At 52.9% G+C, this 24,783-nt stretch carries 34 protein-coding genes and 1 tRNA gene; 3 read left to right on the plus strand and 32 right to left on the minus strand.

Annotation, left to right across the window (positions count from 1 at the left end):
- The 28 genes from HMPREF9623_RS12230 to HMPREF9623_RS02330 all read right to left on the minus strand — a co-directional run.
- On the minus strand, positions 1 to 130 hold a 130-nt coding region (locus HMPREF9623_RS12230; protein ID WP_009532264.1), incomplete at its 3' end, for a heavy-metal-associated domain-containing protein.
- Positions 131 to 189: 59 nt separating this feature from the next.
- A complete protein-coding gene (locus tag HMPREF9623_RS02205) occupies positions 190 to 549 on the minus strand; it encodes an ArsR/SmtB family transcription factor (protein WP_005330964.1) in 360 nt (119 codons plus the stop codon).
- A 240-nt stretch (positions 550 to 789) separates the two neighbouring features.
- A complete protein-coding gene (locus tag HMPREF9623_RS02210; RefSeq protein WP_040799201.1) occupies positions 790 to 1,176 on the minus strand; it encodes a nucleotidyl transferase AbiEii/AbiGii toxin family protein in 387 nt (128 codons plus the stop codon).
- 579 nt (positions 1,177 to 1,755) lie between these two features.
- A complete protein-coding gene (locus HMPREF9623_RS02215; protein ID WP_009532266.1) occupies positions 1,756 to 2,157 on the minus strand; it encodes an arsenate reductase/protein-tyrosine-phosphatase family protein in 402 nt (133 codons plus the stop codon).
- On the minus strand, positions 2,154 to 3,146 hold the full coding sequence (gene arsB, locus HMPREF9623_RS02220; protein ID WP_330362059.1) for an ACR3 family arsenite efflux transporter: 993 nt from the start codon (positions 3,144 to 3,146) through the stop codon (positions 2,154 to 2,156). Before arsB ends, HMPREF9623_RS02215 begins: the two co-directional genes overlap by 4 nt.
- A gap of 49 nt (positions 3,147 to 3,195) precedes the next feature.
- Entirely contained in the window at positions 3,196 to 3,549 is a 354-nt protein-coding gene (locus tag HMPREF9623_RS02225) for a thioredoxin family protein (protein WP_009532268.1), read from the minus strand.
- Positions 3,550 to 3,564: 15 nt separating this feature from the next.
- Positions 3,565 to 4,560, minus strand: coding sequence for a permease (locus tag HMPREF9623_RS02230; protein WP_009532269.1), 996 nt, complete (start codon positions 4,558 to 4,560; stop codon positions 3,565 to 3,567).
- A complete protein-coding gene (locus HMPREF9623_RS02235) occupies positions 4,560 to 4,868 on the minus strand; it encodes an ArsR/SmtB family transcription factor (RefSeq protein ID WP_009532270.1) in 309 nt (102 codons plus the stop codon). The genes HMPREF9623_RS02230 and HMPREF9623_RS02235 overlap by 1 nt, the downstream gene beginning before the upstream one ends.
- A gap of 97 nt (positions 4,869 to 4,965) precedes the next feature.
- Entirely contained in the window at positions 4,966 to 5,472 is a 507-nt protein-coding gene (locus HMPREF9623_RS02240; RefSeq protein ID WP_009532271.1) for a hypothetical protein, read from the minus strand.
- 13 nt (positions 5,473 to 5,485) lie between these two features.
- Positions 5,486 to 6,394, minus strand: a complete 909-nt coding sequence (locus HMPREF9623_RS02245; RefSeq protein WP_040799204.1) for a ParB/RepB/Spo0J family partition protein — start codon at positions 6,392 to 6,394, stop codon at positions 5,486 to 5,488.
- 75 nt (positions 6,395 to 6,469) lie between these two features.
- Entirely contained in the window at positions 6,470 to 7,315 is an 846-nt protein-coding gene (locus HMPREF9623_RS02250) for an ATP-binding protein (protein ID WP_009532274.1), read from the minus strand.
- Positions 7,312 to 7,983 carry a helix-turn-helix domain-containing protein gene (locus tag HMPREF9623_RS02255; protein ID WP_009532275.1) on the minus strand — a complete coding sequence of 224 codons (672 nt, stop codon included), beginning with the start codon at positions 7,981 to 7,983 and terminating at the stop codon, positions 7,312 to 7,314. Before HMPREF9623_RS02255 ends, HMPREF9623_RS02250 begins: the two co-directional genes overlap by 4 nt.
- Positions 7,964 to 8,131 carry a hypothetical protein gene (locus HMPREF9623_RS11615; RefSeq protein WP_009532276.1) on the minus strand — a complete coding sequence of 56 codons (168 nt, stop codon included), beginning with the start codon at positions 8,129 to 8,131 and terminating at the stop codon, positions 7,964 to 7,966. Before HMPREF9623_RS11615 ends, HMPREF9623_RS02255 begins: the two co-directional genes overlap by 20 nt.
- Positions 8,128 to 8,958, minus strand: coding sequence for a phage antirepressor Ant (locus HMPREF9623_RS02260; RefSeq protein ID WP_009532277.1), 831 nt, complete (start codon positions 8,956 to 8,958; stop codon positions 8,128 to 8,130). The genes HMPREF9623_RS11615 and HMPREF9623_RS02260 overlap by 4 nt, the downstream gene beginning before the upstream one ends.
- A 434-nt stretch (positions 8,959 to 9,392) precedes the next feature.
- Positions 9,393 to 9,785: a 30S ribosomal protein S9 gene (rpsI, locus tag HMPREF9623_RS02265; protein WP_009532278.1), complete on the minus strand. Its 393-nt coding sequence runs from the start codon at positions 9,783 to 9,785 to the stop codon at positions 9,393 to 9,395.
- A gap of 16 nt (positions 9,786 to 9,801) precedes the next feature.
- Positions 9,802 to 10,236 (minus strand): 50S ribosomal protein L13, encoded by a 435-nt coding sequence (rplM, locus tag HMPREF9623_RS02270; RefSeq protein ID WP_009532279.1) that lies wholly within the window; start codon positions 10,234 to 10,236, stop codon positions 9,802 to 9,804.
- 208 nt (positions 10,237 to 10,444) lie between these two features.
- Positions 10,445 to 11,518, minus strand: coding sequence for a tRNA pseudouridine(38-40) synthase TruA (gene truA / locus HMPREF9623_RS02275; RefSeq protein WP_009532280.1), 1,074 nt, complete (start codon positions 11,516 to 11,518; stop codon positions 10,445 to 10,447).
- An 8-nt stretch (positions 11,519 to 11,526) separates the two neighbouring features.
- A complete protein-coding gene (locus tag HMPREF9623_RS02280; protein WP_009532281.1) occupies positions 11,527 to 12,327 on the minus strand; it encodes an energy-coupling factor transporter transmembrane component T family protein in 801 nt (266 codons plus the stop codon).
- Positions 12,321 to 13,181 (minus strand): energy-coupling factor transporter ATPase, encoded by an 861-nt coding sequence (locus HMPREF9623_RS02285; RefSeq protein WP_009532282.1) that lies wholly within the window; start codon positions 13,179 to 13,181, stop codon positions 12,321 to 12,323. The genes HMPREF9623_RS02280 and HMPREF9623_RS02285 overlap by 7 nt, the downstream gene beginning before the upstream one ends.
- Positions 13,182 to 13,184: 3 nt before the next feature.
- Complete coding sequence (locus tag HMPREF9623_RS02290; protein ID WP_009532283.1) at positions 13,185 to 14,045, minus strand: energy-coupling factor transporter ATPase; 861 nt, start codon at positions 14,043 to 14,045, stop codon at positions 13,185 to 13,187.
- Entirely contained in the window at positions 14,032 to 14,802 is a 771-nt protein-coding gene (locus tag HMPREF9623_RS02295) for a hypothetical protein (RefSeq protein ID WP_009532284.1), read from the minus strand. The genes HMPREF9623_RS02290 and HMPREF9623_RS02295 overlap by 14 nt, the downstream gene beginning before the upstream one ends.
- A gap of 77 nt (positions 14,803 to 14,879) precedes the next feature.
- Positions 14,880 to 14,953: transfer RNA gene (locus tag HMPREF9623_RS02300), tRNA-Arg, on the minus strand.
- Between the two features lie 87 nt (positions 14,954 to 15,040).
- The gene (locus tag HMPREF9623_RS02305) at positions 15,041 to 15,610 is read right to left on the minus strand and encodes a chorismate mutase (protein WP_009532285.1); all 570 of its coding nucleotides are present in this window, start codon (positions 15,608 to 15,610) and stop codon (positions 15,041 to 15,043) included.
- Between the two features lie 28 nt (positions 15,611 to 15,638).
- Positions 15,639 to 15,920 (minus strand): GNAT family N-acetyltransferase, encoded by a 282-nt coding sequence (locus tag HMPREF9623_RS02310; protein ID WP_009532286.1) that lies wholly within the window; start codon positions 15,918 to 15,920, stop codon positions 15,639 to 15,641.
- A 156-nt stretch (positions 15,921 to 16,076) separates the two neighbouring features.
- The gene (locus HMPREF9623_RS02315) at positions 16,077 to 16,967 is read right to left on the minus strand and encodes a cysteine ABC transporter substrate-binding protein (protein ID WP_009532287.1); all 891 of its coding nucleotides are present in this window, start codon (positions 16,965 to 16,967) and stop codon (positions 16,077 to 16,079) included.
- A gap of 157 nt (positions 16,968 to 17,124) precedes the next feature.
- Positions 17,125 to 17,910, minus strand: coding sequence for an amino acid ABC transporter ATP-binding protein (locus tag HMPREF9623_RS02320; RefSeq protein WP_009532288.1), 786 nt, complete (start codon positions 17,908 to 17,910; stop codon positions 17,125 to 17,127).
- Between the two features lie 30 nt (positions 17,911 to 17,940).
- The gene (locus HMPREF9623_RS02325; protein ID WP_009532289.1) at positions 17,941 to 18,642 is read right to left on the minus strand and encodes an amino acid ABC transporter permease; all 702 of its coding nucleotides are present in this window, start codon (positions 18,640 to 18,642) and stop codon (positions 17,941 to 17,943) included.
- Positions 18,623 to 19,282 carry an amino acid ABC transporter permease gene (locus tag HMPREF9623_RS02330; protein ID WP_009532290.1) on the minus strand — a complete coding sequence of 220 codons (660 nt, stop codon included), beginning with the start codon at positions 19,280 to 19,282 and terminating at the stop codon, positions 18,623 to 18,625. The genes HMPREF9623_RS02325 and HMPREF9623_RS02330 overlap by 20 nt, the downstream gene beginning before the upstream one ends.
- 187 nt (positions 19,283 to 19,469) lie before the next feature.
- Here HMPREF9623_RS02330 and HMPREF9623_RS02335 point away from each other — a divergent pair, with 187 nt between their 5' ends.
- The 3 genes from HMPREF9623_RS02335 to HMPREF9623_RS02345 are packed head-to-tail and all read left to right on the plus strand — an operon-like array spanning position 19,470 to position 21,331.
- On the plus strand, positions 19,470 to 19,808 hold the full coding sequence (locus HMPREF9623_RS02335; protein ID WP_009532291.1) for a GntR family transcriptional regulator: 339 nt from the start codon (positions 19,470 to 19,472) through the stop codon (positions 19,806 to 19,808).
- Positions 19,809 to 19,825: 17 nt separating this feature from the next.
- The gene (locus HMPREF9623_RS02340; RefSeq protein ID WP_009532292.1) at positions 19,826 to 20,512 is read left to right on the plus strand and encodes an ABC transporter ATP-binding protein; all 687 of its coding nucleotides are present in this window, start codon (positions 19,826 to 19,828) and stop codon (positions 20,510 to 20,512) included.
- A 45-nt stretch (positions 20,513 to 20,557) separates the two neighbouring features.
- Positions 20,558 to 21,331 (plus strand): hypothetical protein, encoded by a 774-nt coding sequence (locus tag HMPREF9623_RS02345; protein ID WP_009532293.1) that lies wholly within the window; start codon positions 20,558 to 20,560, stop codon positions 21,329 to 21,331.
- Positions 21,332 to 21,500: 169 nt separating this feature from the next.
- On the opposite strand, the gene HMPREF9623_RS02350 is transcribed toward HMPREF9623_RS02345, so the two are convergent.
- The 4 genes from HMPREF9623_RS02350 to HMPREF9623_RS02365 form a co-directional block, all read right to left on the minus strand.
- Positions 21,501 to 22,094: a carbonic anhydrase gene (locus tag HMPREF9623_RS02350; RefSeq protein ID WP_009532294.1), complete on the minus strand. Its 594-nt coding sequence runs from the start codon at positions 22,092 to 22,094 to the stop codon at positions 21,501 to 21,503.
- 10 nt (positions 22,095 to 22,104) lie between these two features.
- Positions 22,105 to 23,034, minus strand: coding sequence for a M15 family metallopeptidase (locus tag HMPREF9623_RS10780; RefSeq protein ID WP_009532295.1), 930 nt, complete (start codon positions 23,032 to 23,034; stop codon positions 22,105 to 22,107).
- Between the two features lie 3 nt (positions 23,035 to 23,037).
- A complete protein-coding gene (locus tag HMPREF9623_RS02360) occupies positions 23,038 to 23,958 on the minus strand; it encodes a ketopantoate reductase family protein (protein WP_009532296.1) in 921 nt (306 codons plus the stop codon).
- A gap of 240 nt (positions 23,959 to 24,198) precedes the next feature.
- Positions 24,199 to 24,654 carry an Rrf2 family transcriptional regulator gene (locus HMPREF9623_RS02365; protein ID WP_009532297.1) on the minus strand — a complete coding sequence of 152 codons (456 nt, stop codon included), beginning with the start codon at positions 24,652 to 24,654 and terminating at the stop codon, positions 24,199 to 24,201.
- Between the last annotated feature and the right edge of the window lie 129 nt (positions 24,655 to 24,783).

Below are 24,783 nucleotides of genomic sequence, written 5' to 3' on the forward strand. Positions count from 1 at the left end.
TGATTGTAAGCGTCTGCTTCATCAGATTTACCACTGAGGATTGCACTCCATCCAACTCTCCGACTTCTTTTTCAATTTTTGCGGAACAATTTGGACAGTCCAACCCTTTTAATAGAAATATGCGTTTCATGATAATCTCCTTATAATTTGTTTAATTGTTCAATTACTCAACTATAATGTTAAAAAATATTATTTCTGCCAAAGATGCTCAAATCCCTTGTCAATAATCTCTTTCACATGATCATCTGCCAGCGAGTAGTAAACTATCTGTGCTTCTTTACGGAATTTTACCAGATTCGCAAGGCGTAATGCCTTTAACTGATGCGAAATTGCAGATTTTGTTACCCCCAGTAGCACTGCAAGATCACATACACACATCTCACTCTGTTCTAGAGCGTGTAAGATTTGTACTCTAGTTCCATCTCCAAATAGCTTAAACAAAGAAGCCAACTGGATATAATCATCTTTTGGCTGCATCTTGGATTTCACATCATTCACAATATCCTCATGAATTACATCGCAATTACAAATATAAGACGTTTTTGGCATATATTCACCTCCAAATAATAATAGTTGAACAATTGCTCAACTATTATTATACTTATTTTTAAATTCATGTCAATAAGCTGATGTTAGTTCCCCATAAATTTTACAATTAAAACCAGCTCTTTATTCTTTTCTTAATCTTTTTTCCCAGTATACCGTTTTGGCTTTCTTGTCACACTTCCATCTGCATGACGTTCCACATTATCTCTGCTTGTTCCGGAATGTAATATCCAAGCTGAATCCTTACAGCTTCATACAGTTTGCTGACGGTAGGGAAACAGTAAGGTATTCCGGTTCTGTCAAGAGAAGATCATTCTGAATTTCTTTTTGAACCAACTCCGAATAATGATTGTGTTCAAACAAAACATCCAAAAGAATGTAGAATGGCCTGTTATTGATCGGTGAATCATAGGTGAACTTAAAATGCCTTTTTTCGATATTGTTCTTTCCAATCCGCTTCTGTTCCTCAACATCCTTAAAAGGAAAAATCTCCGATGCACGATCCAAATACTTATCCAAATCTGTCCCTGGCTCGGCAATAATATCAATATCTGTGGATAACCGACGCGGATGTTCCATCAGCAACATAAGACAGGCACAGCCAATGATAAGTCCTATGATGCAACCCATGATAACTTAGAGGATGACACCCATCAAGATATCCACCAAGTTAGCCACCAAGATTCTACGCCGTCAGCAGTTAGGCATTCCATCCTTTCATCGGCGTTACGGAAAACGATGTGCTCATTTTGAGCACATCGTTTTTCTCCGCAACTGGGAAATCAACGTCCTGCCATTCTCCCTGCATGGCTTTCCTGCCCCCTTCCGGCGGCGTTTTCCGGCTCTCCTTCTCAGGGTCATCGCCTGGTATCCCATGCAGACGGTCATGCGGTTTTCAAGGTGCAACGGGCAAAACGGCAACAAAAAAGCCGTCACAAAACAGACCACCCCTGCCTTCGCTTTTTCTGGAAGGTCATGCTAGTCGGTTATGTAACGGCTGAAAGCCAAGATGTTCAGCCCCGCAGGGCCGGAACAAATATGTAAAAATATGTTATATTCAATTGTTGGGATAGATTACCACAAAAATCGAGCTGTGTCAGCAAAAAGTTTTGAAAGCGTGTCATTTTCGGCAGCTTGCAAGAAAAATTGAGGGAAACTTTTGCAAAAAGAGAGAGGGCTGGACGGTGCCAGCCCTCTTGACAAGCAAATTTATATAGTTTGAAGGCGATTTTTCAATGCTATGATATTTTGATGGATCTGCATAATCACATCCTTAAACGCAGCATCATCTTTTCCAGTCGGGTCTTCCAATCCCCAGTTATCATCAAATGGTCTACCAATAAAAGGGCATTCTACATTGCATCCCATCGAGATTGCAAAATCCGGTTCAGGAATCGCAGAAATCATCTTAGAATACTGCGTCTGCTCCATGTCGATGCCATAAAGCTTCTTCATCAACCGCACGGCATCCTGATTGATTTGCGGCTTGGTTTCCGTTCCGGCAGAATAGCTTTCAAACACGTCGGACGCCAGCGCTTTGCCCAATGCCTCCGCAATCTGGCTGCGGCAGGAGTTATGGACACAGATAAATGCAACTTTTGGTTTGGTCATGCGGGAAACCTGCCTTTCGTTTTGTTTGCGATTTTTACGAGGAAAAGCATCACAGGCACTTCGGTCAATACACCAACCGTTGTGGCAAGTGCGGCAGGAGAAGTCGTTCCGAATAGAGCGACAGATACCGCAACCGCCAATTCAAAGAAGTTGGATGCACCAATCATTCCGGCAGGTGCGGCAATGCGGTGTGGCAGCTTAAGCAGCCAGCAGACACCATAGGCAATGCTGAAAATCAAAAAAGTCTGCAAAACCAACGGTATGGCAATCAACACGATGTGTAGGGGATTTTCCAAAATAACCTGCCCTTGGAAAGCGAAAATCAGTACAAGCGTCAGCAGAAGTCCAATGGTTGTAATGCCGTCAAACTTTTTGACAAAGGCGTTTTCGAAATACTCTGCGCCCTTTTTCTGGGTCACAAAATATCGCGTCAGCATACCACCCGCAAGGGGAATAACGACGAACAGCACCACGGACAATATCAGTGTATCCCACGGCACAAACACATTCGAAACGCCCAGTAGGAACTTCACAATGGGGACGAATGCCACAGGGATAATGAGGTCATTGGTCGCCACCTGCACCACCGTGTATGCCGGATCTCCCTTGGTCAGTGCGCTCCACTCAAAGACCATTGCCGTGCAGGGCACAGCACCCAACAGTACTGCACCGGCAAGATATTCGGTAGCAAGCTCCGGTGTGATGAACGCCTTGAACACCACGAAGAAAAACAGACTTGCCATGCCGTACATGGTAAAAGGCTTGATGAGCCAGTTGACGATCCAAGTGACGAACAGCCCTTGGGGTTCTTGCCCACATTTTTGATGCTTCGGAAGTCTACCTTCATCATCATGGGATAGATCATCACCCAGATGAGGATCGCCATGGGAATCAACACCCGTGCATACTCGAACCGATTCAGAAACTCCGGAATCTGCGGCAGGAACTTGCCGATGCAGATTCCAACCGCCATACAGAGAATGACCCATACAGTCAGATATTTCTGAAAAAATCCAATGGGAGATGTGTTATGTTCGTTCATGCTCTTACCTTCTTCAAAATAGAAATGACTTCATCCTTTTTCAGCACCTTGCCATAGGACACCACCTGACCATCTACCACCAGCGCAGGTGTTGTCATCACTCTATAGGCGGCGATTTTTTCAAAGTCCCGCACATGGTCGATGGTAGCATCCATGCCGAGTTCCCGCAGTGCTTCTTCGGTTTCCACTTCCAGTGCGTTGCACTTGGCACAACCTCCACCGAGAATTTTAATGCCGGATTCCTTCTTTTCAGCTTCTGCCGCCTGGATGGTTTCCGACGTACAGTTGCCTCCGCAGCAGTAAGACTGCTTTTGCTCTTCTTTTTTCTTTCCAAATCCGAAAATTGACATGATAGTCCCTCCAAATTATAAGATAATGCCCTGAAACAGGTTGAATAAATAGCCTACAACGATAATGCCCGCAGCGCAGATGGCGATAAAAACACCCAGCAGCTTTGGCTTGACTGCCTTGCGCAACATAATCATTGACGGCAAAGACAGCGTGGTAACCCCCATCATAAAGGCAAGCACCGTACCAAGCTGTGCGCCTTTTCCAAGCAAAGCCTCAGCAATGGGAATCGTGCCGAAAATATCGGCATACATGGGAATGCCGATGATGGTTGCTAATATTACGCCGAAGGGGTTATGGCTGCCGAGAACCGCCACAACCCAGCTTTCGGGAATCCAGTTGTGAATGACAGCCCCGATGCCTACGCCGATGAGAATATACGGAAAGACCTTCTTGAAGGTTTCCGCCACCTGATCCTTGGCATAAACCAGCCGTTCCTTCTGCGTCAGTGTTGGGGAGGCAATGTCCACGGCAGATGCCCTGCGGATAAATTCCTCCACCTGATTTTCCATGTGCAGCTTTTCAATCAACGTACCGCCAGCCACAGCAATCACAAGCCCCAGCACCACATAGAGAATCGCAACCTTTGCCCCGAAAATACTCATCAGAAGAACAAGACTCCCCAAGTCCACCATAGGCGATGAAATCAGGAACGAGAAGGTCACACCCAGCGGCAGTCCGGCACTGGTAAATCCGATAAACAGTGGAATGGACGAGCAGGAGCAGAACGGTGTTACCGTGCCGAGCAGAGCTGCGATGCAGTTTGCCCATATACCGTGAAACCGCCCCATAATTTTCTTACTGCGTTCCGGCGGAAAATAACTCTGAATGTAGGAGATCAGATAAATCAGCACACAGAGCAGCACGGTGATCTTAATCACATCATAGAGGAAGAACTGGATGCTCCCACCGATTCGGCTTGTCGCGTCCAGTCCCAATGTGCCGAGTAGATTTCCAATCAGCGTATTCAGCCACTTCATGCCGAGGATCTGATTGGTGATAAACTTGCCCATCAGGAGCAGCACCCACCTTCCTTATTAGAGCCGCAGCCATAGCAGGTCAGTCCTTCGATAAATTCTTTGAACTGGGTCAGGGTTTCGCAGTTCAGAGAGTAGTGCTGCCACTTTCCTTCCTTGCGGGCGTTCACCAGTCCACATTCCACCAAAATCTTCATGTGGTGCGAAAGCGTCGGCTGCGTAATTTCAAACCGTTCCAACAGCTTGCAGCCGCACTTTTCTCCATCCGACAGCATCTTCACAATTTCCAGCCGGTTCGCATCCCCCAAAGCCTTGCAGATCAAAGCCACATCTATAGCGTTCATGAAAACACCTCACATTGATATTTATCTATGTGAGTAGTATAGCAAATACATCGATAAGCGTCAATGCATTTGTGCAAATTTCTTCATAGGCTCCTCCTTAGATCAGGCGCAGTGCCGGAACCGACTCGCCGCCAATGGAAACCACCGTCAGGTTTTCGTTCACATAGTCGATGGTGCGTTCCAGCGTAAACAGATTGATGCTGCATTCGTTGCCGTTCTGGTCGATTTCCGAAACTTCCGCAGCTCCCAGCAGATAGCGGGTTCTGTCTGTCTCGATCACATCGCTCTTATCATAATGGAGAAGCAGCTCCCCATCTGCCACCAGATCAGCCTCCATCTCATCGTAAACATCCTCAAAGATGTCTCGACTGCCATCCTCGGTCAGGAGTTCACCGCCAGCCCCCGGCAGGATCACCATCACAATGCGCTCCTTCGGGTGATCTTCACGGATTGCCTCCAGCATCAGCCAGTTATGAAGCATCGCAATGGACTTCTCAAACATGGGATCATCCATCGGATTGGGCTGCGATGCACCGTGCGGGCAGTTCTTGCAATCCATGCTGCACACTGCGTTGTTCTGATTCTTCTTAAAGTTCATCATCATAAAAATCTCCTTCTCATCGTTCCATATCTCGTTGTTTACTTCGCTGCCATTTTTCCAGCAGCCGGATAATCGTGTCCTGCATCTGCTTCGGCGTATAGGATTTCGGGAAATACTTCCGAAGAACCTCGTTTTTAATCGTCACATGGTCAAGCTCATCCTTTTTGATTTCATTCATCACTTCACACATGGCATCCAACGTGCAGCCACCCTCCTGTGAGAGCTTCTTCAGCCGCTGTGCCTGCGACAGGGATGGAGATGCCTGTGCATAGTCCATTGCCTCCAGAAATTTCTTCTGTTCAGACGGTTTCAGGTAAGACAACTCCACCGCCGGATTAAAGGCGATTTTCTTCTCATCCACCATATCCAAAATTTCAGGAATCAGGTTGGTAAGGCGGATATAGCGTTTAACCGTATCCTTACTCATTCCAACAGCTTCACCAATAATCTCCGTAGACAACTTCGGTGCAAATTGCTCCGAAGTCAAATCTTTTCTCTGACCCTGATGTTTCATCGCCTCCAACTTCATCTTGTAGGAAAACGCTCTCTCGCTGGGAAGAATATTCTCCCGCTGCAAGTTGCTGTCCACCATAAAGATGATTGCTGCATCATCGTCCATTTCCTTGACGATGACCGGCACAGTCTCCAAACCTGCCAGCTGCGCCGCATGAAGTCTGCGGTGTCCTGAAAGAATTTCAAATCCGCCTTCCGGGTCAGGTCGAACAATCAGTGGTGATACCACACCGATCTGCTTGATGCTCTCCACAGTCTGTTCCATCAGCTCATCGTCCAGCACCTTAAAGGGATGTCCTTCAAAGGGATGCAGGTCAGAAAGCGGCATCTCCGTCCGCTGCTCCTTAGCCGCAGCGTCGGCAGCTGAGCCACTGCGGTTTTCTGTTATAATACTGGTTTTTGCTTTTGCCATTCAGCTTCTTAACCTCCTTCCAGTGGTGATAGATGTCATTTCTACCTGCGAAAAACGCCTTTTTTGCCTTGCACTTCATAGATCAAGTACCTCCTTAACGACCTGCTGTTTTTCTTTTCCAATGCTCTTTCTGCGGTCCTCTCCGCTGATTCGCACCGGCGTACACATTTCCAGAATCCTGCTGTAAATCCGGGCGTATGCCACATCCTGCGGATTGCGGATTTCCGCAATCTTCAGATTGGTTGTGATAATGACCGGAAGCCCGGACTTGTACCGCTCATCAATAACGGCGTAGACCTGCTCCAACGCATATTCGGTGCTGCGCTCAATCCCCAGATCATCCAGAATTAGCAAAGAATAATTGGAAAACGAAGCGATATACCGGTATCGTTCTTCCGAATACATGGCACCCATCTGGTTCAGGATTTTGGAGAAGTTCGTCATCAAAACCGGAATGCCCTGATCCAGCAGCGCATTTGCTATACATGCCGCCACAAAGGACTTTCCAGTTCCGACATCTCCCCATAACAAAAGGCCAAGGTTTTCAGTCTTGACCTTTTTCCACTGCTCCACATAGCGTTTTGCCATTTGGATATCCTTGTTGTCTTCTGCAACGGCAAAATTCCATTCCAGAAGATGCTTTTCCTGAATCCCCGTTGCTTTCAGCTTCCTGATTTTACGCTGCCGCTCCAGCAGCTCATCCTGGCGTTTCTTTTCCGCCATCGCTTCCTGCTGGCATCTGCAAAGGCAGGGAACAATCTTGTCTCTGCCCCAGAGCTTTACCCTGCACTGCACCGGCGTGTGGCATTTCCGGCAATACAGCAGTCCGTCCTCGCCCTGGTATTCCTGCTCTCCGGGTTCTTTCGGCGTAAAGAGCGAATCCAACGCCGCATTCAAAACTTCAGGCACCATGTCGCTCATAGGCTGTCTCCTTCCTCAAATGTGTAGTCTGCCGGGTTATACTTCGGCTTTTCTCTCTTTGCCCAGCTCCGGATTGTTGCAAGGTGGTTTTTGTGGCTCCTGCCGGTGGAGGCCATATACTCAGAGAGCCGTTCCACCCGCATCTGATAATCTCCTGGGAACTCCTGCCGGAGCTTGCCGTATTCTGTGTCAGAGAGAAGAACATTTCCGTATGAGCCATAGCGATGCTGGATTTCCTTCTTCTCTCTTTTATTGATTGTTTCAGTACTTGTTCTATTAGTACTTAATTGCGCAGGATTTTCCGTAACCGGTGTGTCCGTATCCGGATTTACCGTATACGGCTTTTCCGTACACGGTGATTCCCACGGCTTTTTCCTTGGCATCTCATAAATCACATACTCCGCTCTGCCCATCCGACCGTTACTCTCACGCTGCTGGTTCCTTTCCAGATACCCAAGACGCTCCAGCTCCTTCAAAGCCGTAAGCACTCCATCTACGCCGTCCGGCGTAATCGAAGATAATCCCCGTACCGAATAGTTCCATGTGTCAGGCAAACTGAGCAGCATGGAAAGAAGTCCTTTCCCTTTCAGGCTGAGACCATGATCCCGCAGGTGGTAATTGCACATCGTTGTGTAATTGCTGTTCTTCTCAACCCTGAATACCGGCATGGTGCTCACCATCCTTTTTCGCAGGCTCCGCTTTTTTCTTCGGACATTTGCGCGGACGATCTTCGCTGTCCTCCCGGCGATGGTATTTGCCGGTATCCTGCATCATGCGTTCAAACGCCTGAAGGCGTCCCTCTGTAAAAAGCGTCATTCGATCACACCCCATTTCTTAAACAACTTGAAGAGATGATTCTTTCCCTTGCAGGTCACTCTCGTCTGCTGCACCAGTTTTCCGCTTCTGCCGTAGCAATCCCGGACAATAAAATAGCCCCTTGCAGATTTGTCTGCAAAAGGCATCAGCCAGCCACTCGGACTGCGGTACAGATAGCGATGATCCAGTAAGAGAGCCACTGCCGTCTTCTCCGGGATTCCGATTTCCTTACAGAAATTCCGGATGCAGGTACAATCCTCCGAGTTCACAAAGGTATCGAAGTAGTCTGCCTTGGGCTGTGCCGCATCCAGCTGTTTGCGGATACCCTCAAACTGCTCCCTCTCGGCTACAAGCTCCTGTGCCAGGGTGTAGATGACCTCCGGATGCTGAATCACCTGATCCAAAATGGAATCGCTCATATACACACCATGCTTTCGGATGGACGGGAGAACTTCATCAAACACCCAGTGTTCAAATCGTTCTGCCGATGGCAGCTTGCTGTGAACGATCAGCCGGTAAACATCGCCTTCTGTGATAAAGGCGATTTCAACGACCTGCTCTCCAGCATCCCCATACTGATTCACCTTCTGAACGACCCCCTCGCGTTTCGTTAGGGGGCCTCTGCAATGGCGTTTCACTGCGGCGTAGGGATTTACATACCCCAACGCTTTCGCCACGTCACTTGCACAGAAGAATGTCTTGCCCGCCTCCTGCAACACGCGGATCGAACCAAACTCCTGGTTCTCGAACACCTCCGTCATCTGCCTCGACTGTCCGCCATGACTGCCCACATCGATGTCATGGGTCATCTGATTGAAATCCGTCATACCTGTTACCTCCTACTCAAATTTGTCTCGCCGGATTTCGGGCGAAAAAAAATAGAGCCTCGACCCATTCTCGTTTTCAAAGAATGAGCCAAGGCTCTATGTAACAGGATACCTGATATTATTTTTTTGCAGAATTCGTCAGAACTCGCCAAACGATCCTGACTCTGTTTTTCATTTCATTTCAGCCAGATTTTTACCAAAAATCTGTCAAGGATATGGGGCTAATTTCCCCTCCAAAATGGCCTTCTGTAAACCCATTTTCCCACCCATTAGGCTCAAAAATAGGCCGTAAACCCATGGTAAACCCATCAAAATGGGCTAATTTGAAGTCAAATTTCCTCAAATTTTACCATCGGAATCAGGTGATTTTAGGCATAGAAAAAGCCCGGAAAATGGCGTATTTCCGGGCTTTTTTAGCATTATTAAGCTGTAGATTATCGCTTGCTGAACTGCGGTGCACGGCGAGCTGCCTTCAAGCCGTACTTCTTTCTCTCCTTCATTCTCGGGTCTCTCGTGAGGAAGCCTGCCTTCTTCAGCACCGGACGATAGTCCTGATCTGCCTCAAGCAGTGCTCTCGAGATGCCGTGACGGATAGCGCCTGCCTGTCCGGCCATACCGCCGCCGATGACATTGACGCAGACATCAAACTTCTCGCTGGTCTCAGTCGCAACAAGCGGCTGACGAACCGTCATTCTCAAAACCTCAAGGCCAAGATAGTCCTCAATGTCTCTCTTGTTGATCGTAATCTTACCAGTTCCCGGCACCAGATAGACTCTGGCAACAGAAGTTTTTCTTCTTCCGGTTCCGTAATATCTCTCACTTGCCATTTTCTACACGCTCCTCTCAGCCTTTGATGGTCAGAACTTCCGGCTTCTGTGCCTGGTGGTTGTGATTCTCTCCTGCATAGACATGCAGCTTCTTGTACATCTGCGCGCCGAGCGGTCCCTTCGGGAGCATGCCCTTCACTGCGTTCTCAATCACCTTTTCCGGCTTCTTCGCCTTGAGCTCGCGAAGCGTGGTCTCCTTCATGCCGCCGACATAGAGGGAGTGGGAATAGTAAACCTTCTGATCCAGCTTCTTGCCAGTGACCGCAATCTTATCTGCGTTAATGACAATGACATAGTCGCCGCAGTCAACATGCGGGGTAAAGATCGGCTTGTTCTTGCCTCTCAGCACAGCAGCAACCTCCGAAGCAAGACGTCCGAGGGTGGCTCCATCCGCATCGACCACATACCATTTTCTCTCAACGGTATCCGGATTCGCCATAAAACTCTTCATGATTATCCTCCTAGTAGGACACGGGAGCAAAGATCCGTGTCTCCTGACCTGATTATACGTGAAGTGCCACAGCCTACTTCTCCGGGGCTTGGTAAAAGCTTAGCCTAGGCGTCACAGCTTTATATTATAGGTACCTGTCCTTGTTTTGTCAACGCTGCGAGGCATTTTTTATTGTTCCGTTGCGGGTGCAATTCGGCTTTCTTTGCGCTTATGTCGCACCGCTCTCCGCCTCTGTTGCAAGGTAGGGGAAACTGTTCCTGTTCTCCGGATTCGTATTTTCCCGTATCTCGTAAAAACCGTAGCGCTGCCCTATCACAAGGCGAGTGCTGTCCTCCGAATCACGGAGCAGAATGCAGCGCGCCCCGTCCCGGTGACTCTCGTGGAGCAGCCGGGTCATGAGTCCCGCATAGTCGTCCGGGCGACAGTGTTCTACCGTGAGGCGGCTTACCTCGGTCGAAGCGAGATTCTCCTGCGAGAGTTCGTAGCGCCAGTCTTCATTGTCCGCGACATAGCGGTCCGGAACAGGCAGATAGCGGATTTCCCGCAGGATGAGCCCCGCCGCCGGAGCCACGGGGCCGGTATCGCGGCGCGCGCGGCTTCGCAGCGCTTTCCGGAATGCCGCCGCATCCTTTTTGCCGCTCCCGATTTCGAGGAGTGTTCCGGCCAGAATCCGCACCATGTGGTAGAGAAAACCGCTTCCCGTGATGCGGAACGTAATGAGTCCCGCAAAGCTGCCGCTCTCCTCGCACTCTGCCGTGAGTTCCGCGCGGAATATGCGCCGCACGGTGTGCGACGCCGCCGAACCGCTCGCGCAAAAAGCCACAAAGTCATGCTCGCCGAGGAGAGAAGGCAGCGCCGCGCGCATGGCAGCCAGGTTCAGTGGCACATAGCAGTGTGCCGCGCTGTTTCGAAGCAGCGGGTTCATGATGCGCCCGTTCCAGATGCGGTACTCGTAGGTCTTTTCGCAGTGCTGTTTCCGCGGATGCCAGTTTAAAGCAACTTCATCGGCCGCCTGAATCCGGATGTCCGGCGGCAGGTAGGCATTCAGCGCGGTCGCAAAGCGCTCGGCCGACATCGGGAACTCAGTGTCGAACACAGCGACATTGCCGAGCGCGTGAACGCCCGTATCCGTGCGACTCGCCAAGATAAGTTGTGCAGGGGCTCTTGTGAGTCCCTGCACGGCTTCGGTGAGTTTTTGTTCGACGGTGACAGCCTCCGGCTGCATCTGGGAGCCGAAGTAGGCTGTTCCGTCGTAACTCACGATCAAACGAATTCTTCTCATGGAGCTCCTCAGAACAGAAGGCGGCAGGCAATCACCGCGGCCAGAAAGAGAAACTGAATCGCATAGGCAATCCGGTCCGCGCCGCGATAGTGCAACGGCTTCATCTGGGTTCTGCCCTCGCCGCCGTGGTAGCAGCGCGCCTCCATGGCCATCGCGAGATCGGTCGCGCGGCGAAAAGCCGAGACAAAGAGCGGCACGAGGAGCGGCACCATGGCACGCGCCTTCTGAATGATGTTGCCGCTCTCAAAATCCGCGCCCCGCGCCATCTGCGCTTTCATGATTTTATCGGTCTCTTCCATGAGAATCGGAATGAAGCGGAGCGCTATGCTCATCATCATTGCGATCTCATGTACCGGGACGCGGAACACCTTCAGAAAGCCAAGTCCCTTTTCCATGCCCTGGGTCAGCGCATTCGGCGTCGTGGTCAGAGTCATGATCGTGGAACCGACGACGAGGTAGACAAGCCGTAATGCCATGAACCCGGCGAGCACCAGCCCCTCTTCCGTGATTTTAATGAACTTCCACTGCCAGAGCACCTTGCCGTCCGTTAAAAAAAGGTTAAAGCTGACACTGATTAACAGAATAAAGAGAATGCCCTTTAAGCCCCGCAACATATAGGAGAGCGGCACGCGGGACAGGCCTATGCTGACCGCGAGAAAGGCCGTTGCGAGCGCATAGCTCTGCCAGTTGTCGCAACAAAACAGGGCCACAATGTAAATCAGGGTTCCCGCGAGTTTGGTTCTCGGATCCAGGCGGTGCAGTACGGAGTCGACCGGATAGTACTGGCCGAGCGTCACATCTTTCAGCACGGCGCACCTCCTTTCAGAAGCGGAAGGAGCGCATCCCGCGCTTCGGCGACTGTCGTAATCTCATCGCTGAGCGGCATTCCCGCCTTGCGGAGTTTTTGCACGAGATAGGTGACCTGCGGCGCCGAGAGACCGAGTGCCTCCAGTTCCGCGTAGTGCTTAAAGACTTCCTTCGGTGTCCCGTCAAAGCGCTTTTCCCCGTCGCTCATCACGAGCAGGCGGTCCGCATACTTGGCGACATCCTCCATGCTGTGAGACACGAGAATGACCGTGAGACCCCAGCTGTGATTCAGTTCCTTCACGCGGTCCAGAATCTCATCGCGGCCGCGCGGATCGAGGCCCGCGGTCGGCTCATCCAGCACAAGCACCTTCGGTCTCATCGCGAGTACGCCCGCAATCGCGACGCGGCGCTTCTGGCCACCCGAGAGTTCAAACGGAGACTTCTTGTAAAAGCTCTCCGGAAGCCCGACCATCCCGAGCGCCTCTCTTGCGCGCTGCTCGATTTCGTCCTTCGAGAGTCCCATGTTCTTCGGACCGAAGCATACATCCTGAAACACATCGATCTCAAAGAGCTGATGCTCCGGGTACTGAAACACGAGCCCCACCTTGGTGCGGAGCGCGCGCATGTTGTACCCCTTCTCGTAAATATTCTCGCCGTCGACAAAGAGCTTGCCCTCCGTCGCGCGAATCAGACCGTTCAGATGCTGGATCAGTGTGGATTTCCCGGAGCCGGTGTGTCCGATGAGCCCCACAAACTGACCATCCGGAATATCAAAGCTCACATCGCGGAGTGCCGGCTGCGCAAAGGCAGTCCCTCCTCCGTAGGTATAGCTCAGGTGTTCTGCGCGGATTCCCAAAGCTTAGTTCTCCTTCCAAAGCGGCAGTATAGCTTCCGCGAGTTCCTCCATCGTGAGGACACTGTCCGGTAAACTTACGCCGCGCTGTTTCAACTCATATGCGAGTTCGGTTGCCTGCGGTACATCGAGGCGCAGGCGCTTCAATTCTTCCACCCGGGCAAAGACTTCCCGCGGCGTTCCGTCCATGATAACTTTTCCGTCGTCCATCACAACCAGGCGATCCGCCCCGATTACTTCCTCCATATAGTGGGTAATCAGCACGACCGTGACGCCCTCGCTGCGGTTGAGCTCCGTGACTGTCCGTATCACTTCTTTCCTGCCATTCGGATCCAGCATCGCGGTCGGCTCATCGAGGACTATGCATTTCGGGTGCATCGCCATGACGCCCGCAATCGCGACACGCTGTTTCTGTCCGCCCGAGAGATGATTCGGTGACTTCAGCCGGAAGGCAGTCATGCCGACAGCCTTCAGTGCGGCATCCACCCTCTGCCAGATTTCTTCGGTCGGCACACCGAGATTTTCGGGGCCGAAGCCCACATCGTCCTCGACGAGATTCGCGATAATCTGGTTGTCCGGATTCTGGAAGACCATGCCGACTTCGCGGCGAATGTCGAGAAGTTTTGCATCGTCCGCGGTATTCATACCCGAAATCAGCACCGTGCCGCCGCTCGGCAGGAGGATGCCGTTCAGTGTCTTCGCCAGGGTGGATTTGCCGGAGCCGTTGTGTCCGAGAATCGCGACGAAACTCCCCGCCTCGATTTGAAGGCTCACGCCGTCGATTGCGCGGTCCACTTCCGTGACCTTTGCCTCCTCGTCGCGGGTGACATAGTCAAACTCGAGCTCTTTCGTCTCAATGATTGCCATTGCTCTCCTCCGCCGTGGTCTCACTGCCTGTCGTCTCCGCAGCCGCATCCATGCTCTCTGCTGTCTTTTCCGTTGCGGCATCTGCGCTCTTGCCGCCGCCGGTGCCTTCATCGCCCGGCTGATAATTCACAACGCCGAATTCGCCGACCTTGCCACTCTGCAGATCGGAGGCGCGGATATAGGCAACCACAAACTGCTGATCGGTCAGCACAGTCTTACTGTACTCTTCCGTGTCGCCGCTCGCCTTCGTGTAGTCCTTAAACTTGTCCGGCACTTCGCCCATCTCGAGACCGTTGGTCATATCAACGCCCGAGAGCTCCACTTCGGTCTTGCCGTACCCCTCAGCCTCGGTGTTAAAGGTCAGCGCGTCAACGGTGCAGGACGGGAGGGGAATGCTGTAGGCGTTTGCATTGCTGTACTTAATGCTCGCGACATAGCTGTTGTCCTTGACCAGCACCAGACTGTACTGCATGGCCGCATCCGCCGCCACATCCGACTGAAGCGGCACAAAGTTGCCGTCGCTGTCCTCATACATTAACCGAAAGCCTGCGTCAAGGAGCGCGGAGAGCTTAGTCTCACCGACTTCCACTTCGACACCGCCCACTTTGACCACCGGCACCGGACGCTGCTCGGCGCTCTGCTCAAGCTTGTCATCCCCGAGAATAATCTCGCCCTCCGGCACCACATAGAGATAAATCGTCAGGGCAACCATCACGGCCGCCAGGACATACATTGCCCCCCAAAAAAGCTTTTTCATGGTTTTCCGCCTTTGCCTTTGAACATTCTGTCTTACAACGCAAAAACCCTCAAGTCCACACGGGCTTGAGGGTTATACGTGCGTGAGAGGATTCGAACCCCCGACACCTTGGTCCGTAGCCAAGTGCTCTATCCAGCTGAGCTACACACACTCATTGCTTATTGCAAGTACAGAGTATAAAGCTATCCTCGTGCTTTGTCAACAACTTTTTTGTTTTTTATTTTCGTCTTTGCGCCGCTCAGCGCAGCACTTCCATGATACAGAAATCCCGACTCTCGCCGGCGAGCTGCACCATGAGTTTTTGCATGTGGCGCTCGGACAAATCCCCGCGCACAGTCAGCAAAAAGCGCACTGCCTGCCTGTCCTCCGTATAGGACAGGAGCTCCATCTTCTCCATATTGTAGCCGTAATCGCCGACCATGCTGAGAATCGAAGACATCGCATTCGGGCGGTTCGGGCGCGTCAGCAGGATTTTGACCTTGCGGCTCGGGAACTCGTAGGGGACATTCGCAAAAAGCCCGTCGTACTGCGCGGGATTCCAGTCATAGAGCAGACCGTACTGATACATGCGGCTGGTCTCCATGATTTTCCGCACAATCGCGAGATACTCGCGGCGCACTGCCTCGGGCACATCGTTTCCGAGGCGCTCCAGAATGGCTTCCTCCCGGTCGGCGCGGTAGATTTTCGTCTCTCCCTCGGAAGCCTTTGCCTCCGCGACCTCTTTGGAGCAGGCAAGGCGCTGCAATAAGAGCGCCTTGATCTCCTCATCGAGTGCATCAATTTTGTTTCGAATCTCTGTCAACTCCATTGCTGTTTCGATTTCCTTATCTCTTGATTTACTCTGCGACCAGATCCTTGTTCTCCGGATGACCGTCGAACCAGTGCTGCGCATAGGGGCAGGTCAATACCGCCTTCTTCTTCTCGTCCCGAAGGCGCTTTGCGAGCTGCTCCATGAGCTCACCGCCCACGCCCTGTCCCTGCAGAGACGGATCCACTTCCGTGTGCTCCACATCCACCGTGTCGCTGTTCACCGCCGGAAATTGTACACAGGCGAGCTTCACGCCATTTTCATCATAGCCGACAATTTCATTCACCTCATTCTCGTACCGCAATGCCATAAAAGCCTCCTCTGATTGCTGTGTCAGGTTACCGAGTAACAAAAAAAATATAGCATATCCGCAAGCAGTTTTCAAATCGCGCGCACGCGTAAAACGAAGAAAAAAGAAGCGCAGCCGCAGGGTCGCGACCGCACTTCCTCTTTTGGTTATACTGCCTTACTGCTTGGTATCGCCGAGCTCTCCGCCCTCCACGACAATCGCGTCCGGGTTTGCCGCGTCACCGAAGACCGGCTTCAGCGTCTCGTCATAGTCCTTGTGGAAGAAGTTCTCCTTGCCGAGCGTCACAATCTCCTCGTTCAGGAAGTTGAGGAGCGTCTCATTGCCCTTGGCGACCGCCGCCGCAATCGTGTCGTAATCACCAAGGCTGTCAATGCCGACCTCAAAGCCCGGGTTCGCCTTGGCCCACGCGATGACCTCGGTGTTGTCGGTCGAGAACGCATCGCCTCTGCCGTCAAGCAGCGCATTGTAAGCGTCCGCATAGGCATCATACTTCTGGAGCTTCACCTCCGGGTAATTCTTCTCAAAATAGGTCTCTGCCGTGGTGCCCTTCGCAATGATCAAGGTCTTGCCCTTTAACTCATCGACCGAATGAATGACCGCCTTCTCCGGCGAAACGACGCCGAGCGCGACCTTCATGTACGGCTTTGCAAAGTCAACCTGCTCCGCTCTCTCCTTCGTGACCGTGAAGTTTGCGAGGGTAATGTCCACCTTGCCGGTGTTGACATATTCCGCGCGCGCCGCCGGATCCAGCGAGGTGAACTCCACCTTGACGCCGAGATCCTGCGCAATGCGCTGCGCATAGACCACATCGTAGCCCTGGTTCACGCCGTTTGCGTCCACATAGCCGAACGGCGCCTTATCCGTGAACACGCCGATGCGAATCACACCGGACTTCTTAATCTCATCCACGGTGCGGAAGGTCGTCTTTCCGCTACTCGCGGCCTTCGTCTCCGCCGCGCTGCCGTCTGCCTTCTTGCTACCGCCGCAAGCGGCGAGCACACCGAGTGCAAGTGCCGTCACTGCCGCCAATACAAAAGTCTTCTTCATTTTTATTTCCTCCGTCTGTTCCTGCCTGTGTTTTTCGTCTCTTCCCAAAAAGTTAATCTACTTTCCGTCTCTCGAATTTATTGCCTCACCCGGCGGTGACATCGATCCGTGCGCCCGAGGCGGTTTCCAAGCCGCTCTGTTCTCATTGTATATGCTCTCATGCGCTCTTTTCTTCCTTCCGGCTCTTTGCGATAAACTGAAAATTGTCGAGGAAGGTGCGCGCACGCTCGGTCTTCGGCGCCGTGAAGAACTCCTCCGGTGTGCCGGTCTCGACAATGTGACCGCCGTCCATGAAGACAATGCGATCGGCCACGGCGCGGGCAAAACTCATCTCGTGTGTCACAATGAGCATCGTGAGTCCCTGCTCCGAGAGTTCCATGATGACATCCAGCACTTCGCGGACCATCTCGGGGTCGAGCGCTGCCGTGACCTCGTCAAAGAGCATGAGTTCCGGATGCATCGCGAGAGCGCGCACAATCGCGACGCGCTGCTTCTGTCCGCCCGAGAGCATGCGCGGATAGGCTTTTTCCTTGTCCGCGAGATTCACGCGCGAGAGGAGCTCTCTCGCTTCGGCCTCTGCCTCTTTCCGGCTTCTCTTCTGCACCTTTGTGGGCGCGAGCGTAATGTTATCGAGGATATTCATATGCGGGAACAGGTCATAGCTCTGAAACACCATGCCGAGCTTTTGCCGCACCGCCGGCAGCGCACTGTTTTTGAGTCCGCTGATGGTCGCACCGTCCAGCTTAACTTCGCCGCCCTGAATCTCTTCGAGACCGTTGATGCAGCGGAGAAAGGTCGATTTGCCGCTGCCGGACGGCCCGAGAATCACAACCACCTCTCCCTGTCGCACATCCAGATTCACACCCTTCAAGATCTCCGCGTCGCCGTAACTTTTCTTCAGCCCGCGTATGCTGAGCTGTACTTCCTGCTTGAATTCCTTCATCTGTCTACCTTCCCTTCTCACTCGAAACACTCAGACTGCCCAGCGTTTTTCCAGGTAGCGCGCCAGCATCGAGACGGGCCAGCACACCAGGAAATAGAGGAGAAATATGACACCGTAAATCGGCAGTGCCGCCGTCGGATACTGAAAGCGGTTCGCGTCAATGATTTGCTGTCCCGTTTTCAGAACTTCTACGACGCCGATCAGAACAACCAGCGAGGTGGTCTTAATCATGCGCGTCACAAGATTAATCGCGAGCGGCAAGAGCCGCCGTAAGGTCTGCGGGATAATGACATAGCGGCTGCACTGTCCCGGCGTTAAGCCGAGTGCCGCAGCGCTCTCGTACTGATGTCTCGGGATGCTCTCGAGCGCGCCCCGCACCAGATCTCCCATCTCCGCCGTGCCCCAGAGCACAAAGACAAAAATCGAACTGAACTCTCCGCTTAAGCTTAGTCCGAAAACACGCGCACTTCCGAAAAAGACGAGGAAGAGCAACACGAGCTGCGGCATGATGCGGATAAAATCGAGGTAAACGCGGCTTAAGAGTTTCGTGACCGGATTTTTTCTTGTCATGAAAAGTCCGAAGAGAATGCCGAGCGGCACCGAGAGTGCCACGGCAATGAGACTGATTTTGATGGTGACGCCGAGGCCGCCGAGCAGACGCTGCATATTGTTGCCGGCGAGCAGAATGGAGAGCGGCGATGCGCTCGCTGCATTAATTGCCAAAGCCTGCATAGCGAAGCCTCCTTTCTGCCCAGCTGCCAAAGAGCGAAATCGGCAAGAGTAACACGAGATAGGCGATGACCAGCATGAAAAGCGCCTCCGTGGTCTGGTAGTAAATGCCGATCAGGTCTTTGGTGACATACATGAGATCCGCGAGGGCTATGCCGCTGAAAACCGAAGTCTCTTTGATTAAGAAGATCATATTCGCGACGAGAGACGGCACCGAGACCGCCATTGCCTGCGGCAAGACGACATAGCGCATGGTCGCCGCCTGACTCATGCCGAGCGAGAGCGCCGACTCGGACTGAATCCGCTCGACCGTCTCAAGCCCCGCGCGAAAGGTCTCCGTCATATAGGCGCCGCCGAGAAAGCTCAACCCTATGATGCCGCAGAGCTCCGGGCTCAGGCGTATGCCGATCTTCGGAAGTCCGAAGTAAAGGAAAAACAACTGCACAAGGAGCGGCGTGTTGCGCGACAGCTCCACATAGACCGCGACCAGCTGCCTAAGCCCCAGAATCCGGTAATAGAGCGCAAGGCTCGCAGCAATGCCGATTACAACGGAAATTGCAATGCCGATCACAGCGATTGTGAGGGTTAGCTGTGCCGCCGTCACATACATCGGCAAAAACCGCTCCATAAACGAAAGATCCATCTGCGCTCTCCTCTCTTTTTTATTAAACCCTATTTCCTACTCATTTGGAAGGTTTTTCGTATGATAGCATTGCCCACCGACCCTGTCAAGTATCACACAAATATTTTTCCGATTTTCTTGACACTCAGAAATTTCTAGTGTACTATCTATGTAGTCCGCAAGTGCAGTCTTGCAGAAAGGAGCTTCGATGCAATTCGACGAATCGCAACCGATTTATTTGCAGGTCGTTCTGCAGATTAAAAAAGAGATTGTCACCGGTCAGAAGAAAAACGGCGAGAAACTGAAGTCGGGACGGGAACTCGCGCTCGAGTACCACATCAACCCCAACACGGCGGCGCGCATCTACCAGACTCTCGAGGCCGAAGGAGTCGCTTTCACGAAGCGCGGCCTCGGCACTTTCGTGACAGAAGATGCCGCGGTCAATGTGAGCCTGCGGAAGGAACTCGCGGCGGACTTCATTGCCCGCTTTAAAAAGGATATGTCCGAAATCGGCTTTACCGAGGAAGAAATGCGGACGCTCATTTGAACCAAGGAGGTTATTCCATGCTGGAAGTAAACCATGTCAACAAGAGCTACGGCGGCAAGAAAGCACTGCAGGATTTCAGCTGTGTGCTGGAGCCGGGTGAAATTTACGGTCTGCTCGGCGCAAACGGCAGCGGTAAGACCACGCTGATGAAGCTGATTGCCAATCTGATTCTGCCGGACAGCGGCGAGATACTCCTGAACGGAACGCCGGTCTCCGCCGCAAGCCGGGCACACATCGCCTATATGTCGACCGAGCCCTATTTCTATCCCTATATGAAGATTAAAGATGTCGGCGAATACTACCGCGACTTTTTCGCGGATTTTTCGCAGGAGACCTACCGCGAGATTCTGGATGCCTTTCAGCTGAACCCGAATCTCCGCACCAAGAGCCTCTCCTCGGGCATGATGGCAAAGGTGAAGGTCGCCGTCACCATGTCCCGGAAGGCGGATGTCATCCTGCTCGACGAGCCGTTAAACGGCATTGACTTGATTGCGCGCGACCAGGTCATGGACCTCATCATCTCCCGTGCGGGACACGAGTCGGCACTGCTGCTCTCGAGTCACCTCGTCGAAGAGATGGAACGCTTTATCTCCAAGGCCATTTTCGTAAAAGACGGCAACATGATTGCGGATCTCGATGTCGAAGAACTCCGCGTCAAAGAGGGACTCTCGCTCGCCGAGAAGTACCGCCAGCTGCTCGCCTGAGCCCGTAATGCTTTGCCTTGTAGGCAGGAAAGGAACCGATCTACTATGATGCATCTCATCAAATACGAGTGGAAAAAAACACTCTTTCTGAAACTGTTTCTGCTTGCCGTCGTGCTGATCGGCGAGGCCATCTTTTTATTCTGCGCCTTCACCAGAGACTTTGATTCGCTCGCTATGAACGTGAGCATTCTCATTCTGTCCCTCGGACTGATGCTCTCCCCCATTATCAGCATTCTGCAAAACCTCTCTCTCTTGCATCGCGAGCTGAACTGTAAGGAAGCCTACATGCTCTACCTGACGCCGCACAACAGTTTCACCATTCTCGGCGCGAAGTGGATTCTCAGTCTGGTGGAAACCGTTATCTGGACTGCGCTCGCCGTTGCTTTCGCAACGATAGACACCCTGCTCCTTATTCATGTGACGGTCGGTTTCACCCCTGATGTCATGTCCAGAGTCAACGAACTCGTACAGGTTGCGCTCACGCCGAAGACGCTCCAGATTGTCCTGCAGCTCTGCTTCCTTTTCTTCGCCGGTCTCCTGCAGTTCGAGAGCATCGCGGTGATTGCGATTGTCCTGCAGGCCACCTTCCTCCACTGGAAGCGCGGCTCGGGCTTTGTGATCCTCGTTCTCTATCTCCTGCTCATGTATCTCAGCACGACAATTCTCATGCACCTGCCGCTTTCTTCCTACATGCTGTTCCCCTTTGCGGGTTCCTATCTCAGCATGCGCGCCCTCGGCCAGGTTCTTGTGAGCCTTCTGCTCTCCGCCGCTTACTTTGTGATTTCGTCCCTGCTGCTCGAAAAGAAGCGGAACATCTGAGTCAATGAATCACGATGGCGAGTATATCGCCATCAAAAAAGAGTCGACGACCTCCCCCTTTGTCGTCGATTCTTTTTTGTTGCGTCATTGGCACGAGAAAACAGAAAAACCCCGCAGCGCCGGCTTTACTTTGCGCTGCGGGGATGCAACTTTTATTGGCCTATACCGCTCAATCTTCCAGAAAGCGCACGCTGCCGGTCTCGATGTCATAGACTGCCGGGACTACGACCAGCGTCTGCTCGGGACAGTATTTGAGAAGCCGCGCCGCAAGATCGGCAGCCTCGGCTCTCGCATTCAGCTCGACGGCACGCAGGTAGTCGGTCTCCCGCCCGATACCGGCGCGAATCCGCTGTCCCATGTGCGCGAGTGCGCCCGAGAGTTCTTCGCCGGAGAGTGTCGCCTTCACGCCGCCGCACTGACTGTGCCCGAGCACCACAAAGAGCTTCGCGCCGAGATCCTGCGCCGCGTACTGCGCCGAGGCGAGTATCGAAGTGCCGAGCACATTGCCGGCGGCGCGCGTCACAAAGAGCTCGCCGAGTCCCGCCGAGAAAATAAATTCCGGCACGACGCGCGAATCCGAACAGGTCAGCAAAAATGCGTAGGGGTACTGCCCCTCGCGCGCAAGGCTCTCCCGGCGTGCGCTGTCACGCGGCAACTCCTGAGTTTTTCCCGCCACAAAGCGCGCATTGCCCGCCTTTAATTTTTCCAGCGCTTCCGCCGCCTCCGGGCAGCGCGCAAACGCTTCTCTCAATTTCTGATTCATACCTATATCCTCAAGCCTCCCATGTCTTCTCAAAGCGCTCCGGTGAATGGTAGAGCTCCTTTAGTTTTGCCGTCCCGCTGCCCCAGTCGGGCAGCTGAAAATGCGGTTTGTCCACAATCGACTTCCAGTCGCCGCCCCACTCGAGGCCGAGCGCCTTGCCCATTGCACCGACTTTTTCAAAAAAGCGGTCGCCGTCCTCGTAGGGCGGCTTGCCGTCGTCCCGACAGAAGTCAAACGCCGTGCCCCACTGATGGTGAGACGAATACGAAGAGCCGCGCGCATTCGTCACAATGCTGCCGCCCGCCGTCCTCCCGAGCGCGTAGAGCGCATCCTGTTCTTCCGCAGTGCGGACTTCCTGCGTAATGCGAATCGGCAGTCCGCGCGCGGCACACTGCGCAATCAGCTTTTTCTGGAGACGCTTTAAGCGCGGATGCAAGCGGCTCACATTGTGGCCGCCCGGCGCAGGTCTCTCCTCAAGACACACGCCATCCTGATCCGCCCGGTAGCGCTCGCCGTTCCAGGACACGGCTTCGGAGACCGCCATGCTCCCGTCCGCCTTAAAGTAATAGCTCTTCCCCTTGTAGGAACGCATCTGGTTTCGCGCCATCTCACCGTTGCTTCGAAGAAAATACCACTTGCCCTTGTCCTTGACCCACTCATAGACCGCCATGCTGCCGTCCTCGTGGAAAAAGTACCACTTGCCATTCAGCTGCTGCCAGCCGGTCAGCATGAAGCCGTAGGCATTTTTCGCCTCGCCCGCCTTCCGGTCGCTCTCCTGCTTTAAATAGTACCAGCGATCTTTACTCTTCTGCCAGCCGAGCAACATATTGCCGCCGCTGCCGAAGAGATACCACTTTCCGTCGATCTCTTTCCAGCCCGTGACAAGTTCCCCGTTCTCGCGATACTGCCAGATTGTATTTTTCTTTTCCCAGCTTCCCATACCTCACTCCACGCCGCGCGAGCGGAGCGCCTCAATCACCTCATCGTAATACGGGGTCGGGACGCCGTATGCCGCGCCGAGGCGCTGCACCTCATAGACGAGCCCGTCGACCTCGGACTTTCTCATGTCCGCGACATCCTTCTGAAACGAGGTGGTCATCTCGGGCGCAAGTCCGTCCACCACCTTAAGGCTGTCCGCCTCGCTGTAGCCGTCCATGGCGATGCCCATCTTCTCCGCAATCGCGAGCACTTCGCGCACCAGACCGCGGTAAAAGTTCCGGTATTCGCCCTCGCGCTGCAAATGTGCCGCCGTGATATAGAAATAAGTCCCGACCGCACCGTGCGGCGAGAGGTAGGCAAATTTTTTCATGCAGTCGCGGCGGATGTTGTCACTCAGCACCACCTCGACACCCGCCCGCGTGAGCTCCGCTTTCACTTCCTCGAGGATCGGGCGCGCCTCCTCCGGTTTCCGGACGCCGTAGACCACGCGCATCAAGTTGCCGAGCTGCCGGATTCTGCCCGCTTCCTCGACATTGCCCATCACATAGATACAGCCGTCCGTGACCAGCGGCTTCTCCAATTTTTTCTGTAACTTCTCTCCCGTCCCGAAGACATTGCAGAGCGGGATGATGACTGTGTGCTCCGTGGCAATGCGCTCCAGAAACGGCAGGACACTCTCAATCGAATAAGACTTTAAGGCGAGGAAGATGACATCCGGCGTCTCGTTGTAACTCGCCTCATCAAACGCGGCGACCGGCGAAAATGTCTCCTCGCCGCTGTCCTTTACCAGCGTGAGTCCCTTCTTTTTAAGAGCCTCCAAGGTCTTGCCGTGTGCCAGAAAACTCACCGGAAGTCCTGCACGCTGCAAGTATGCGCCGAGCGTGCCGCCGACCCCGCCTGCACCGATGATCAAATACTTTAACATGTTTTTCCCTCCCCTTCTCTCCGGGATACGCCCCGGTAGTGTTACTTGGATGAAATACTCTCAGTGTAACAAGAGCAGTGTAACAAGCCCGATAATCGGAAGTCCGCCCTGCATGAAAATACTAATCGGGTTACTCTTGAAACTCCCGTAAACCGCAACCATACTCGCCCCGTAAACCTTTGCAGTCTTTGTCGAACTCGTTATAACTGCCTCTCCATACACCTCCTTCCGGTTTCACGCTCAGACAGACGGACTTACCTCTTGCAAGGCATTGAGACGCAGCAAATCCCGGTGAATGTCCTCGAGTGTGTACTTTCGCATCTCTGCCTCCATGGCGCGCTGGATGTCCGAGAACTTGTCGTCCAGAATCGCGTGGATGTTCTTGCCGACCGGACAGTTCGGGTTCGAATTCTCGTGGAAGCGAAACAGCGCCCCGTGCTCCACCGGCTCTATGGCCACATAGACATCGTAGAAGGAGATACCCTTCAGCGCCCTCTCGAGGGTGATGCCGCCCGTGCCGCGCGCAATGCGGACAAGTCCCGCGCGCCGAAGCTGCGACAGAATGTTCCGGATGATGACCGGATTTGTCTGTATGCTGCTCGCCAGAAAGTCGCTGGTCATTTTGTGGGTCGCCTGAAATGCATCCACGCAGGCGAAGATGTGAAGGGCAATGCTGAAACGACTGGATATTTGCATGGCTACTCCTTTGCGTCTGAAATCATATTTTCTTATTTTAACGCAGCTAAGCTGTAAACACAATCTTTACAGAGTATCGTAAGCCTTCGCGGGCGCTTCCTCAAACTTCTTACCGGAACTTACGGTTTT

This window comes from Stomatobaculum longum (genome assembly GCA_000242235.1).
GTDB lineage: Bacteria > Bacillota > Clostridia > Lachnospirales > Lachnospiraceae > Moryella > Moryella longum.

What these genes read in the sequence shown, in the direction of transcription:
- HMPREF9623_RS02255 (WP_009532275.1), bottom strand. Translation starts at nt 7,983, where the DNA reads ATGCCGGTATTCAGGGTTGAGAAGAACAGCAATTACACAACGATGTGC.
- HMPREF9623_RS02320 (WP_009532288.1), bottom strand. Translation starts at nt 17,910, where the DNA reads ATGAAGGAATTCAAGCAGGAAGTACAGCTCAGCATACGCGGGCTGAAG.
- HMPREF9623_RS02215 (WP_009532266.1), bottom strand. Translation starts at nt 2,157, where the DNA reads ATGACCAAACCAAAAGTTGCATTTATCTGTGTCCATAACTCCTGCCGC.
- HMPREF9623_RS02250 (WP_009532274.1), bottom strand. Translation starts at nt 7,315, where the DNA reads ATGAGCGACATGGTGCCTGAAGTTTTGAATGCGGCGTTGGATTCGCTC.
- HMPREF9623_RS02290 (WP_009532283.1), bottom strand. Translation starts at nt 14,045, where the DNA reads ATGGCAATCATTGAGACGAAAGAGCTCGAGTTTGACTATGTCACCCGC.
- HMPREF9623_RS02360 (WP_009532296.1), bottom strand. Translation starts at nt 23,958, where the DNA reads ATGTTAAAGTATTTGATCATCGGTGCAGGCGGGGTCGGCGGCACGCTC.
- HMPREF9623_RS02245 (WP_040799204.1), bottom strand. Translation starts at nt 6,394, where the DNA reads ATGGCAAAAGCAAAAACCAGTATTATAACAGAAAACCGCAGTGGCTCA.
- HMPREF9623_RS02350 (WP_009532294.1), bottom strand. Translation starts at nt 22,094, where the DNA reads ATGAATCAGAAATTGAGAGAAGCGTTTGCGCGCTGCCCGGAGGCGGCG.
- HMPREF9623_RS02310 (WP_009532286.1), bottom strand. Translation starts at nt 15,920, where the DNA reads ATGGCATTGCGGTACGAGAATGAGGTGAATGAAATTGTCGGCTATGAT.
- HMPREF9623_RS02240 (WP_009532271.1), bottom strand. Translation starts at nt 5,472, where the DNA reads ATGATGATGAACTTTAAGAAGAATCAGAACAACGCAGTGTGCAGCATG.
- HMPREF9623_RS10780 (WP_009532295.1), bottom strand. Translation starts at nt 23,034, where the DNA reads ATGGGAAGCTGGGAAAAGAAAAATACAATCTGGCAGTATCGCGAGAAC.
- HMPREF9623_RS02345 (WP_009532293.1), top strand. Translation starts at nt 20,558, where the DNA reads ATGATGCATCTCATCAAATACGAGTGGAAAAAAACACTCTTTCTGAAA.
- HMPREF9623_RS02340 (WP_009532292.1), top strand. Translation starts at nt 19,826, where the DNA reads ATGCTGGAAGTAAACCATGTCAACAAGAGCTACGGCGGCAAGAAAGCA.
- HMPREF9623_RS02230 (WP_009532269.1), bottom strand. Translation starts at nt 4,560, where the DNA reads ATGGGCAAGTTTATCACCAATCAGATCCTCGGCATGAAGTGGCTGAAT.
- rplM (WP_009532279.1), bottom strand. Translation starts at nt 10,236, where the DNA reads ATGAAGAGTTTTATGGCGAATCCGGATACCGTTGAGAGAAAATGGTAT.
- HMPREF9623_RS02225 (WP_009532268.1), bottom strand. Translation starts at nt 3,549, where the DNA reads ATGTCAATTTTCGGATTTGGAAAGAAAAAAGAAGAGCAAAAGCAGTCT.
- HMPREF9623_RS02325 (WP_009532289.1), bottom strand. Translation starts at nt 18,642, where the DNA reads ATGCAGGCTTTGGCAATTAATGCAGCGAGCGCATCGCCGCTCTCCATT.
- HMPREF9623_RS02330 (WP_009532290.1), bottom strand. Translation starts at nt 19,282, where the DNA reads ATGGATCTTTCGTTTATGGAGCGGTTTTTGCCGATGTATGTGACGGCG.
- HMPREF9623_RS02315 (WP_009532287.1), bottom strand. Translation starts at nt 16,967, where the DNA reads ATGAAGAAGACTTTTGTATTGGCGGCAGTGACGGCACTTGCACTCGGT.
- HMPREF9623_RS02305 (WP_009532285.1), bottom strand. Translation starts at nt 15,610, where the DNA reads ATGGAGTTGACAGAGATTCGAAACAAAATTGATGCACTCGATGAGGAG.
- HMPREF9623_RS02235 (WP_009532270.1), bottom strand. Translation starts at nt 4,868, where the DNA reads ATGAACGCTATAGATGTGGCTTTGATCTGCAAGGCTTTGGGGGATGCG.
- truA (WP_009532280.1), bottom strand. Translation starts at nt 11,518, where the DNA reads ATGAGAAGAATTCGTTTGATCGTGAGTTACGACGGAACAGCCTACTTC.
- HMPREF9623_RS02260 (WP_009532277.1), bottom strand. Translation starts at nt 8,958, where the DNA reads ATGACGGATTTCAATCAGATGACCCATGACATCGATGTGGGCAGTCAT.
- HMPREF9623_RS02205 (WP_005330964.1), bottom strand. Translation starts at nt 549, where the DNA reads ATGCCAAAAACGTCTTATATTTGTAATTGCGATGTAATTCATGAGGAT.
- rpsI (WP_009532278.1), bottom strand. Translation starts at nt 9,785, where the DNA reads ATGGCAAGTGAGAGATATTACGGAACCGGAAGAAGAAAAACTTCTGTT.
- HMPREF9623_RS02335 (WP_009532291.1), top strand. Translation starts at nt 19,470, where the DNA reads ATGCAATTCGACGAATCGCAACCGATTTATTTGCAGGTCGTTCTGCAG.
- HMPREF9623_RS11615 (WP_009532276.1), bottom strand. Translation starts at nt 8,131, where the DNA reads ATGACGCTTTTTACAGAGGGACGCCTTCAGGCGTTTGAACGCATGATG.
- HMPREF9623_RS02210 (WP_040799201.1), bottom strand. Translation starts at nt 1,176, where the DNA reads ATGGGTTGCATCATAGGACTTATCATTGGCTGTGCCTGTCTTATGTTG.
- HMPREF9623_RS02295 (WP_009532284.1), bottom strand. Translation starts at nt 14,802, where the DNA reads ATGAAAAAGCTTTTTTGGGGGGCAATGTATGTCCTGGCGGCCGTGATG.
- arsB (WP_330362059.1), bottom strand. Translation starts at nt 3,146, where the DNA reads ATGGGTCATTCTCTGTATGGCGGTTGGAATCTGCATCGGCAAGTTCCT.
- HMPREF9623_RS02365 (WP_009532297.1), bottom strand. Translation starts at nt 24,654, where the DNA reads ATGCAAATATCCAGTCGTTTCAGCATTGCCCTTCACATCTTCGCCTGC.